Source organism: Nostoc sp. CCY 9925, from assembly GCF_963920935.1.
In the GTDB taxonomy this organism is placed as follows: domain Bacteria; phylum Cyanobacteriota; class Cyanobacteriia; order Cyanobacteriales; family Nostocaceae; genus Nostoc.
On record NZ_CAWUDO010000002.1, the window covers coordinates 191,972 to 203,611 of the forward strand.

Annotated in this window: 10 protein-coding genes and 1 tRNA gene; 8 read left to right on the forward strand and 3 right to left on the reverse strand. The window is 41.1% G+C overall.

The annotated features are described in order from the left end of the window. Window positions 1-231 precede the first annotated feature (231 nt). The 5 genes from ACM0OY_RS02040 (at window position 232) to ACM0OY_RS02060 (ending at window position 4,982) form a co-directional block, all read left to right on the forward strand. A complete protein-coding gene (locus tag ACM0OY_RS02040) occupies window positions 232-2,190 on the forward strand; it encodes a DCC1-like thiol-disulfide oxidoreductase family protein (protein WP_414567222.1) in 1,959 nt (652 codons plus the stop codon). A gap of 521 nt (window positions 2,191-2,711) precedes the next feature. Continuing rightward, entirely contained in the window at window positions 2,712-3,785 is a 1,074-nt protein-coding gene (gene dhaK, locus ACM0OY_RS02045) for a dihydroxyacetone kinase subunit DhaK (RefSeq protein ID WP_414567223.1), read from the forward strand. Window position 3,786: 1 nt separating this feature from the next. Next, a complete protein-coding gene (gene dhaL, locus ACM0OY_RS02050; protein ID WP_414567224.1) occupies window positions 3,787-4,425 on the forward strand; it encodes a dihydroxyacetone kinase subunit DhaL in 639 nt (212 codons plus the stop codon). A 12-nt stretch (window positions 4,426-4,437) separates the two neighbouring features. Continuing rightward, the gene (locus ACM0OY_RS02055; RefSeq protein WP_414567225.1) at window positions 4,438-4,659 is read left to right on the forward strand and encodes a hypothetical protein; all 222 of its coding nucleotides are present in this window, start codon (window positions 4,438-4,440) and stop codon (window positions 4,657-4,659) included. Beyond that, the gene (locus tag ACM0OY_RS02060) at window positions 4,653-4,982 is read left to right on the forward strand and encodes a hypothetical protein (RefSeq protein WP_414567226.1); all 330 of its coding nucleotides are present in this window, start codon (window positions 4,653-4,655) and stop codon (window positions 4,980-4,982) included. Before ACM0OY_RS02055 ends, ACM0OY_RS02060 begins: the two co-directional genes overlap by 7 nt. Before the next feature lie 339 nt (window positions 4,983-5,321). Here ACM0OY_RS02060 and ACM0OY_RS02065 read toward each other — a convergent pair whose 3' ends face one another. From ACM0OY_RS02065 to ACM0OY_RS02075, 3 genes are all read right to left on the reverse strand, one after another. Further along, entirely contained in the window at window positions 5,322-5,723 is a 402-nt protein-coding gene (locus ACM0OY_RS02065; RefSeq protein ID WP_414567227.1) for a hypothetical protein, read from the reverse strand. Window positions 5,724-5,733: 10 nt separating this feature from the next. Beyond that, window positions 5,734-6,042, reverse strand: coding sequence for a hypothetical protein (locus tag ACM0OY_RS02070; RefSeq protein ID WP_414567228.1), 309 nt, complete (start codon window positions 6,040-6,042; stop codon window positions 5,734-5,736). 163 nt (window positions 6,043-6,205) lie between these two features. Continuing rightward, window positions 6,206-8,551 (reverse strand): IMS domain-containing protein, encoded by a 2,346-nt coding sequence (locus ACM0OY_RS02075; RefSeq protein ID WP_414567229.1) that lies wholly within the window; start codon window positions 8,549-8,551, stop codon window positions 6,206-6,208. Window positions 8,552-9,322: 771 nt separating this feature from the next. Here ACM0OY_RS02075 and pdhA point away from each other — a divergent pair. From pdhA to ACM0OY_RS02090, 3 genes are all read left to right on the forward strand, one after another. Beyond that, window positions 9,323-10,357, forward strand: coding sequence for a pyruvate dehydrogenase (acetyl-transferring) E1 component subunit alpha (pdhA, locus tag ACM0OY_RS02080; RefSeq protein WP_414567230.1), 1,035 nt, complete (start codon window positions 9,323-9,325; stop codon window positions 10,355-10,357). Between the two features lie 225 nt (window positions 10,358-10,582). Next, window positions 10,583-11,452 (forward strand): aldose epimerase, encoded by an 870-nt coding sequence (locus tag ACM0OY_RS02085; RefSeq protein ID WP_414567269.1) that lies wholly within the window; start codon window positions 10,583-10,585, stop codon window positions 11,450-11,452. 60 nt (window positions 11,453-11,512) lie between these two features. Further along, window positions 11,513-11,584, forward strand: a tRNA-Lys gene (locus ACM0OY_RS02090). Window positions 11,585-11,640 lie beyond the last annotated feature (56 nt).

The window sequence follows — 11,640 nt, forward strand, 5'->3', positions numbered from 1 at the left end:
CGACTCCTATAGCAGTCGTAAATGAGTTGTAAGAAAATTCACACCCCTAACCAAGGACGGATTACACCGGGGTAGCCAAGATTTCAAATTCTCACAAATGATTTAAGACCGCTATAGTACATTAGATTGTTTCTTTTGAGGCAGAACTAATCCTGTTCGTTGGAAGCTGACGCTAAATGAAAACGCATCAGCAAAAAAACGCAAAACTTCAACACTGAAGGAGAGAATCTCATGGTGTCCAATGGATCTTTCCAAAAACAAACAGAGAAATCCTATAAAGACTATAAAACTCTATTTGTTCATGCCTTGTTTGCTATTGTGTGGGCGATCGCTATTTGGTTGATGTATGTTCTATTTCCAAATCAGCAGGCAACTCGCATCCAAGTTTCAAGAATTATCTTCATCAGCATTGGCATCCAAGTATTGGTTTTAGGAATTCAAAAACGCCATTATGTCAGAAAAATAGTTAGGGAATTTTTCACAGGAAAAACATATCCGGTCAACCTAGCTATATTTCGGATATTTTTATTTGGCACTATATTCCTGCAAGTCAATCAAATTTTTTCTAAAGTTGTATGGTTCAGTCAACTCCCTAAAGAACTTATAATTCCACCTTTTGGTGCAAAGTGGGTATTTCCTGGTTTGATTCCCATCAATGCGACATTAGCTCAGACAGCTAGTTGGCTATTACTTATTTGTTCCTTTACAGCCATGATTGGGCTTTTTACTCGTACCTCAGCATGGCTAACTGTAATCCTCAGTTTCTACGTTATGGGCATTCCCCAGTTTTATGGAAAAGTCAACCATGACCATCACTTATTATGGTTTGCTGCAATTTTAGCCCTTAGTAGGTGTGCTGATGTCTTGTCATTAGATGCTATTTTCATGGCGTGGAAACGAGCAGATCGCGGCCAAATAGAACCTCCTGGTATTTCTAGAATCTATGCATTACCGTTACGTTTTGTCTGGCTTTTATTTGGTGTCATTTACTTTTTTCCAGGACTTCATAAAGTATGGAAACCTGGTTTTGATTGGGCATTTACTGACAATCTCAAGTATCAAATATATTCAATATGGCTGGAACGGAATGAAATACAAGGTTGGATGCCGCTGTTAAGAATAGATCAGTATCCGATTTTATATCACCTCTCAGCGATTGGCTCAATTTGTTTTGAGTTGTCTTTTATTTTTCTAGTGTTTTTACCTGCAACTCGATATATAGCGGCTTTTGGAGGGCTGCTTTTACATAATATGATCGCCGCAGTAATGTATATTCAATTCTTATCTCTCCAACGTTGCTACGTAGCATTTTTTGATTGGAATGCTATTTTTCATTGGATTGGATATCGACTTTTTGCTAACGATATGTACGTTGTATATGACGGAAATTGCCAACTCTGTCGTCGTACTATTGCAACTTTAAAAGTCTTTGATATTTTTGGTCGGTTAACATTTGTTAACGCTCTAGACGAACAAGCCCTTACTTCCCACAATCTTCTGTGGTTAGACTCCCAAGCGCTCTTAGCTGATATGCACGCAGTTCTGCAAAGAAAGTCATGGAAGGGTTTCCAAGCCTATCGTGTCTTAGCAGTACGTATACCCATTTTTTGGCTGATTTTACCTTTGCTGTACGTATGGCCAATACCAGAAATTGGCAAAAATATTTATCGGCGTGTTGCTGATTCTCGTACTTGTAGTCTGCCTCAAGCTGAGATTCCTGAAACTACAAAACGAAACTACCAACCACGAACTTATTCACAAGCACTGACTGTTATTGCTAGTTTATTACTGATTGGCAATATCCTATTGGGTTTGGTTGAGAAAAGGGGGGGTTGGCCGCTTGCCTGCTATCCCACATTTTCAGAAATTTTAGGCCCGCAAGTACAAACTCTGGAAGTTGTTCCTGTAAATGCAATAGGTGTACCTGTTAGTTATAAACTACTAGACTTCAAGAAAAAAATGGGATCGGAAAGGTTTAAAGGATTAGCTGCGAATATTTTACATCGCAGCAAAAACACAATTGAGAAAGAGCAAAAGTTGAGCGCTCTCTGGCGAGCAATCAGCCGTAGTGCCCCCAATATCGAGCAAGCTAAATCGGTACAATTTTATAACACTACACTATGGACTGATCCTGAAAAACGCTCAGAGAATCCAGCTAATCGCTCATTAATCTATCAACTAAAATTGTAAACTACGGGAAATTTTGCAATAGTCCTCGGTCTTTGTTTTCCTAGTTATCAGTTAGAGATCGTTTATAAAGTAAAAATCAAATTACTATAGGATAACCAGTTGGTTACTATTCCAGAGTTATAGCAACAGATTTACTTTATAAATGATCTCTTATTATGTATATAGGAATCATATTTGATTTTTGAAATATACGTAGGGTGCGTTATGCCGTAGGCTAACGCACCAAAACCTTCGGGTGGTGCGTTACGGAAGCCGTAACACACCCTACACATACTTAGATTTTTTCAGAAATCAAATACTAGTCCTATAGCAGCAGTTGAAGCATAGTTTAGGACATAAACCGCTCGTAAAATCCTGGCAAGAAGAGACTTTCAAGTCTGTTCCCTGCTATATCTTGATTATCAGTTGTCAGTTTCGTCCGTTGGGTAATGCTTTGCTTCGCACTACGATCGCAGCATACGCTCTGAGAGATGGTAACTGTTGACTGATTTTAAATCCTCTTTGTCAGAAGTGACCAAACCATGAAAAAGCTGATTAATAAGCCAGAAGACTTTATACGCGAAAGTCTAGAAGGTATGGCAGTCGCTCATTCTGATCTAATTAAAGTCAACTATGACCCTGCTTTTGTCTATCGAGCTGATGCACCTCTACAAGGTAAGGTAGCAATTATTTCTGGTGGAGGTAGCGGTCACGAACCGATGCACGCTGGCTTTGTAGGCCGAGGAATGCTCGATGCAGCTTGTCCTGGAGAAGTTTTCACTTCACCTACCCCTGACCAAATGCTAGAAGCAGCCAAGCAAGTAAATGGAGGGGCTGGTATTCTTTATATCGTCAAGAATTACAGTGGCGATGTGATGAACTTTGAAATGGCAATGGAATTAGCCCATGCTGAGGGCATCCGAGTATTAAATATTTTGATTGATGACGATGTAGCAGTCAAGGACAGTCTGTATACCCAAGGACGACGAGGTGTAGGAACAACAGTACTGGCAGAAAAAATTTGTGGTGCAGCAGCCGAACAAGGGTACAATTTATCACAATTAGCAAATTTGTGTCGTCGGGTAAATTTGCATGGGCGGAGTATGGGAATTGCTCTGACATCTTGTACAACACCAGCCAAAGGAACGCCGACATTTGAATTAGCCGATCGCGAAATTGAACTAGGTATCGGTATTCACGGTGAACCAGGAACAGAACGCACAACTATCAAAACAGTAGATGAGATTACCGAAATTTTGACGCGATCGCTCATTGAAGATACAGCTTACACTCGCACAGTGCGCGAGTGGAATGAAGACAAAGGAGAATGGACAGATGTGGAACTCATCGACCCACCACTTGTAAAAGGCGATCGCTTGTTAGCTTTTGTCAATGGTATGGGTGGAACTCCAGTTTCAGAATTGTATCTTGTTTACCGCAAACTTGCCGAAATCTGCCAACAACAAGGATTGCAGATTGTACGAAACTTAATCGGGTCTTATATTACATCTTTGGAAATGCAAGGTTGTTCCATTACCCTGCTGAAATTAGATGATGAAATGATCGGGTTATGGGATGCACCAGTAAAAACGCCGAGTTGGAGGTGGGGAATTTGATATGGTGACTCAGGCGCAGATATTACAATGGTTGCAGGCATTTGCATCGGAAATAGAGCAGAATAAAACATATTTAACAGAATTAGATGCAGCGATCGGAGATGCTGACCACGGGATAAATATGGATCGTGGGTTTAAAAAGGTAAGCGCTCAGTTACCCAATGTTGCAGACAAAGACATTGGCAGCATTCTCAAAACCGTGAGTATGACGTTGATTTCTTCTATTGGCGGTGCTAGTGGTCCTCTTTACGGCACTTGGTTTTTGCGAGCTAGTGCAGTAGTAGTTCTTAAGCAGCAACTAACAGAAAAAGATATGTTAGAGCTACTGCAAGCAGGTTTAGACGGCGTGCTGCAACGTGGTAAAGCCCAACTAGGCGATAAGACAATAGTAGATGTGTTATTTCCAGCGGTGGCGGCTTTTAGGCAGGCTGTAGAAGAAAATCAAAGCACTGTGGAAGCTATGCAACAGGCTGTAGTGGCTGCCCAAAAAGGGTTGGAGGAAACTATACCAATGCAGGCGAAAAAAGGACGGGCTAGTTATTTGGGAGAAAGAAGTGTTGGACATCAAGATCCGGGAGGAACTTCTGCTTATTTGATGTTGAAAAGTTTGTTAGAGGTGTTAGAAAGTTCTGGGGAATAACCTCTAATTGCCATGACATCTTTTGAATCAAATGGAATAAATGCTGTTGAAGTGAATCATGTTCGTTTTGAAACACTTGTGCCACAGCAAAGATTAATTATTCCTCTCAAAAAAGAAAATGTAACAACTTTTGTACAGTTTGGTTTGCGTATCACTAATTTTTCATCTAACCCATATAGTTTCAAGTTATTTGGATTGAAGCCGGAAGTAGAAACAGTCAGGAAAGATTGTTAAAGCGAATTTATCACGCAAACGCAACAGTTGGACTTGATGAGTCCCATTTTTTTAGAGTTCTACCTGGAGAAAGCTTGACTAGCTTTGTAGATGGTGAATTACGTTGGTACTTACACAATAATGAACTTGTAATGCAAGGACAGGATAATATCGGTGGCTATTGGTATTTTCACAATCTTAGTTTAGGAAATTATAGAATTAGCTTTACTTATAGAAACTCAACACAATCTGAATTGAATAAATTGTTTCTTCCTATAGTTATAGAAAACCTTTGGGCAGGTAAAGTTACTACACCCTTGGTAGAATTTTGGTTGGTTAATTAAAACAAGAATTGATGATTTTTGAATTCTAGTCTTGCCATAGTTATGTGGGTTTAAAGTCAATATGACATCGAGTGGAACGAATGGTCTAAATACTTCTAAAACAGATGGCATACATATAGAAATTATTAATCCTAACACAATACTCTTTCCCACAGTAGGATATCCCATTCCCAACAAAAAAATTGGAATTAATGCTCCAATTAAATTCGCCATCAGTATAAACAACACTAGCTCAAATTATTTTTATCTGAATCATTTACAAGCTTTGATTCCAGAGCTTTTAACATCAAATGGACAGATAATACAGGGACATTTAGTTACACAGTATACCCTTACTAATCAACAAAATAAACAGCTAAGCATTGGAGAATCGATATCTAAAAGCCAATTTTCATCAACAAACTCCAAATTTTCATTGTAAACAAGAACTAACTCACCAATTTTTTGACTGTGATTATCCGGTGGTTGTGCGGTATCAGCACTATAAGCTATGAGGAAAAACTTTAGCTGTAAAAAGCGTTCTTGTTGACTAAGGCCAATAGAACTGCTGACTAATTCTGCGTCTAAGCCACGAGGCAAAATAATTGTTTCATAATATTCATCTTGCTCATCCCAGTAGCCAGATACTTTATACTCACATTGTTCCAAATGTTCTTGAACAAGTCTATTGCTATCTAAATCTTCTAATATTTCAGTTAAATCTTGCCAAACTTGATGATTTTTTAATTCGAGTCTTGTCATAGATATGGCTTTAATGTTCTGTTACCAAACCAGGAAAGTGTAATATACCATCAATGAATTTTGCATGAAATCGGCGGTCGCCACCTTTACCTAAGACTTTAGATTTTAAATCGTAGCCTGATTCTTGGGAAGTTACCAAGCCAACATTACCACGAGGAGAGACTTGTCCTTTATCAATAGCTTTTAAATGTTTCCCTTTACGATCGTATTTTAATGCCAGCTTTATTTGTTCGTTTGCAAACGAAACTAGCAGGCCACTGATTGAAAGATATATAGTATCAGGTTGAATATTTGCCCAATTATCGGGTAAAGCTTCCATTAAATTAATACTGATACAGTAGAAGCACAATTTATTTAAGTTAAGTAAGCCAAATAAGTAAGTAAGTTCAAATGCTTCCTCTAAAAGGATTCTTAGAATTTATGATATCTTTAGCCTCAAACCCTTAAATAACAAGGAAAATCGTAGATATTACCTAAAAATTCTAACTTATTTGATCGACAACCGATATACTCTGAATACGCCATTTAGTTCCGTATCGAACTAAATCATATCGGACTCGCAAATTCTCATTAGAAGAACTTTTAAACTGACCATTTTCATATAACTGTGTGGCTTCTTTGACTGTAGCTTCCACAGCGGCGCGATCACTAAATAATTCAGGTTTTTCTACAGATTCAATCTTCAGACTATGATCGTACTTCCGATAGCGGTTATCTGACCGATCTTGTTGAGCAATCAGCCGCCATTGAGACAAAGCCGAACCAGTTAAAATCTGTTCTAAATTATTAATTTGATGATTAGGTCCTAAAGCTGCGGCTTTGGTAGATAGCCAAGTTTGAATTACTTCCTGTGCCGTTGCATTTGTTAAAGCGCCTTCTGGTGATTGTGGTTTACTTGGTTCAGGAATAAATACTGGTGGTTGATTTATCTGTACAAACAACTGTAAATCAGGCTTAGGTGGTGTCGGGAAAAATAGGTTTTTTATCCATCCAAAAGCTGTTGTAGCTAACACCCAGAAAACTAATATAATCACTAGGGAAATAAACACTCTCCACACCAGCCGTGTTTTCCCTTCTATGGTGTTAGCAAAAGTTCGCCGCCGGCGCCGAGGACGAGGACGAGGACGATTATCGGGCATACGTTCTCGGCTAACGGGTTGAGTAGGTTTTCTTCGCCTACGCTTTTGGTTTTGACTTGGTGCATTAGTCCTACCTGAACCATTCCAATGCTGATTATTAGGTCTGGTCATGCGTTCAGCAGTCGGAGGCGGTGCAGCAGTTACTTCTGGTTTGGCACTTTCAGATGAATTCCATCTGGGTGGTGAGAAGTTTGAATATTCCGGTGTTTCTTTTGTTGGTGTTTCTGGTAAATCTGGGTCGGATGTTGGATTGCGATCGAATTGTCGAAAAGTCCTAGTTGAATTGTTGGGGAAACGTGGATTATTTGTTTGTGGCTGTTGAAAAAGCTGGGGATTAATTACACCAGATTCATTTGTTGTTTGGGCATCGTTTGGCAATGCTTCTAAATAACCTTGCACTTGTGGGTTAGCAAAGTACTCTTTGAGAGAAGCTTGCTGGTTTGCCAAATCTCGAAAATGGGGAAATACTTCGTGTTGCAACCACTGTTCTGTATATAAACACAGCCCTGGTAACAAATCTGGAGAGTCTTGAGATTTTTCACGAATAAAGACTAAAGCTTCGTACTCTTGACTCAGTTCTAAAACACGAGTTGCTTCTTCGGTTTGTCCCAAGAGTAATGCACATAGGGACTGTTCTAAATGTACATCTTGGCGATTGCCCAGACGCACTAGCATCTGCCTTGCTTGACGAATTAAAGCAGGTTGTCGTTGAGCAAATCCTCTGGCTATCAAAGCATAAACAGCCAAGTAAATCGCCACAGCAGAAGGACGTTTACTTTCGGCTTCAAATAACTTGTGTTGTTCTGCGACTGTTAAGTGGTTACGTAGTTGCTGGATAAAACGCAGAAAATCATCTATGTTTAAACCAGAGCGATCGCTATTTGTGCCATCAATCCCGCCACGATCTTCTAAAAGATTTTGCAATAATTCCAAACCTTGGCGTCGTTCGGCAGTCTTTTCTTGAGGTAGTGCCAGTAACTCTAAAATTCGATACGGCCGCAATTTATAAAGATCTGCCTGAATTTCTGCCTGTACGCTGAGAAATAACCCTTCCCGAACTAGCAATTCCTCGCCAGTTTCTAAGGATACGGCGGCATTTTCGTAGTGACCTTGCTGCCACTGTTCGCGTCCTAGTTCCAAACAAGCAAGAGCAACAGTAAGAACGACATCTGGACGTTCGGCACTTTCGGTGATTTGTTCGTCTGCAAGATTATTGCCTTTGCTGTTACTGGAAACAGCGTTTTTATTCACCAGGTACGGACGACCTAGTTTGAGTACAAGTTCGTATTCCCCTAACTCTTGCAAAATCAACAAAGCACCAACTAATTCCTCTTGGGAAACATCGATGCCCAAATTTTGGGTGTCAACACCCCTTTTGTGGTTTTCTCTGGGATTTCCTGCTGGTACTGTGCCAGCAGCAACGTTATCAGGGTCATAGGCGTGGGCAAGATAAAGGTGATCGTAAGTACTGCGTTGTTTTGGATCTGATAAAACCACGTAAGCTTCTTCTATAAGTTGTTTGCGAGAAGAAATTGCTGCTTGAGAATACTCACGTCTTGGCAACTGTACAATGCGATCGCTGTATGCTTGCCGCAATTGTTCGTCACTTGCCGCTAACGGTAGTCCTAAAATTCGGTAGTAATCTAGCGGAATTCGCACAGCCCACTTCCCCTGCACCGCGATCGACATAATTCACCTAGAGCGTTCCAGGCCAGTAAAACCGTGCCATAATAATACCGTATAGAACTTACTCTACAAGTGTATATTGCAACTACTTGTTTTGTACCTTCCCGAAATTTTGAGTCACATTCTAGTACTAATTTTTTGCCTTCGCCTAGAAAGCTTTAGATTTTTGTCTTAATTCTTAGTATTTTTGGTTTAATACAACCTTCGATACCATAAACCACAACTACCAATGTTGTCACGGAATAAATGTTGTGGTTACAGAAGTCTATTGATTTTTTCGGGACTTTCCCTAGTATGCAGTTAGTAAACTACCACTTTTAGGGGTTGACCCTGATAACAGGAGACAAAAATCATATCATATTTAACTTTTAATTACAATTACCCATTTAGGTATAGAAACTTTTGCGTCATTTTTTTTTAAATTGTTAATGGATATGCAGAAACCAGTCTATCTTGATTGGTAGTCTATCAAGGGGAATGGTCAGATAAAAAAACCCCAAACGGCAGATGTCGCATTTTGAGTCACATCCCCACAGGGTTATAGGCGCAAAAGTTAAAATTTCGTCTGGGAAAGTTGAGCGGCATCGAAACCGACACCACCCACTCTCCCAAAAATTAAAAATCCACCTATTCCCTAAAGTCCTTTTTTGGTGCATAAATAAAGTTTGATTGTTGACTCTTGCAAACGCTAACCTAATTATTGGCTCAGACGTTATCAGACCAACTTATTTAAGACCGTAACTTTAAGTTGTACAACAGGGATACTCAAAAATAATGGTTCAAGAGCGTACTTTACCCACATTTAATGCTGCCACTACCCGCATCACTAATGAAGTTGGGTTACGGTTATATGAAGACATGGTACTAGGGCGCTTGTTTGAAGATAAATGCGCTGAAATGTATTATCGGGGCAAAATGTTTGGTTTTGTCCATTTGTACAACGGTCAAGAAGCTGTGTCCAGCGGCGTCATCCAGGCAATGCGGCCGGGTGAAGATTACGTTTGCAGTACTTACCGCGACCACGTTCACGCTTTGAGTGCGGGAGTACCAGCAAAGGAAGTCATGGCAGAGTTATTTGGTAAAGCCACAGGTTGCAGCAAAGGGCGCGGTGGTTCTATGCACATGTTTTCTGCCGAACATCGCTTGTTGGGTGGCTATGCGTTTGTGGCAGAGGGAATTCCTGTGGCAGCCGGAGCCGCTTTTCAAAGCAAATACCGCCGCGAAGTCTTAAAAGACGAAAGTGCCGACCAAGTGACAGCTTGCTTTTTTGGTGACGGTGCAGCAAACAACGGTCAGTTTTTCGAGACGTTAAACATGGCCGCTCTTTGGAAACTGCCGATTCTGTTTGTGGTAGAAAATAATAAGTGGGCAATTGGTATGGCTCACGATCGCGCAACTTCCCAACCAGAGATTTACAAAAAAGCCAGCGTATTTAACATGGCGGGTGTGGAAGTAGACGGCATGGACGTGTTGGCTGTACATGCTGTTGCCCAAGAAGCCGTAGCCCGCGCCCGTGCTGGGGAAGGCCCAACGTTAATTGAGGCGCTGACCTACCGTTTCCGGGGTCACTCCTTAGCAGACCCCGATGAATTACGTAGCAAAGCTGAGAAAGAATTTTGGTTTGCTCGTGACCCAATTAAGAAGTTGGCAGCTTATTTGCTAGAGCAAAACCTGGCTGATGAGCAAGAACTCAAAGGCATCGACCGTAAAATTCAAGAACTAATCGACGAAGCAGTAAAATTCGCTGAAAGCAGCCCCGAACCAGACCCCAGCGAATTGTATCGTTTCGTTTTTGCAGAAGACGAGTAATTTTTGGGCATGGCGCATGGGGATAAGGAAGCAGGGGAAGCAGGAGAGGCAGGGGAAAAGGTTAAAGGTTAAAGGGAAAACGAATAAATTTAATCTTTCCCCTTTCCCCCTTACCCCTTTCCCTTTCCCCATTCCAATGCCCAATGCCCAATGACGCCACTTGCTTCAAGTCGGCAAAGCCGCCCAACGCAGTGGCTCCCCAATGCCCCATTAGGACTAAAACCTGTGTTTACCATTGCAGTTCAACAGCAACAGTACAAAACCTACATCCTTTCAGATGAAGCCGCTGGTTCTCAACTGGAAGTTGTCCCAGAACGCGGTGGTATTATTACCCGTTGGCGGATACAGGGGCAAGAAATTTTCTATCTGGACACTGAACGCTTTACTAATCCTGATTTGAGTGTCAGGGGCGGAAATCCGATTTTGTTTCCCATCTGTGGCAATTTACCGGATAACGCTTACACTTATGACGGGAAACAATACACTCTCAAACAACATGGCTTTGCCCGTGATTTACCTTGGCAAGTCACTGACCAAGTAACTCAAGATAAAGTTAGCCTGACCCTCGTCCTCAACAGTAACGAGCAAACACGGGCTGTTTATCCTTTTGACTTTCAGGTGATTTTCACTTACGAACTCCAAGGTAATACCTTAGAAGTTCGCCAAGAGTATAAAAATCTTTCATCCGCATCATTGCCCTTTTCTTCAGGATTTCATCCCTATTTTCTGACCCATGATAAAACTGGGCTAGAGTTTGAAATTCCCTCTCAGGAGTATCAAGACCAGAGAACCAAAGAAGTTCACCCGTTTAACGGTAATTTTGACTTCAACCAGGATGAAATTGATGTTGCCTTTAAGCGGCTAACTAGTAAATCAGCAACTGTGACGGACAATAGCCGTAAGCTAAAGCTGACTCTAGATTATGGCGATGAATATCCCATTTTGGTATTTTGGACACTCAAAGGCAAAGACTTCTACTGTCTAGAACCGTGGAGCGCTCCTCGCAACTCTCTAAACACTGGCGAACATCTAACTATATTAGATCCAGGGGGCAGTTACACAGCATCTGTACGCTTAACAGCAAATTTTTTCTGAACCCCTTTACAAATCTATAGATGTCTATGCTATGATGGCAAAGTTGCGAAATAAACGAAAGGGTCGCTAACTCAACGGTAGAGTACTCGGCTTTTAACCGATTAGTTCCGGGTTCGAATCCCGGGCGACCCATAAAGTTATGATTCAGGTTGACGCGGGGACGCGTAGAGATGATGGGCAGAGGAGCA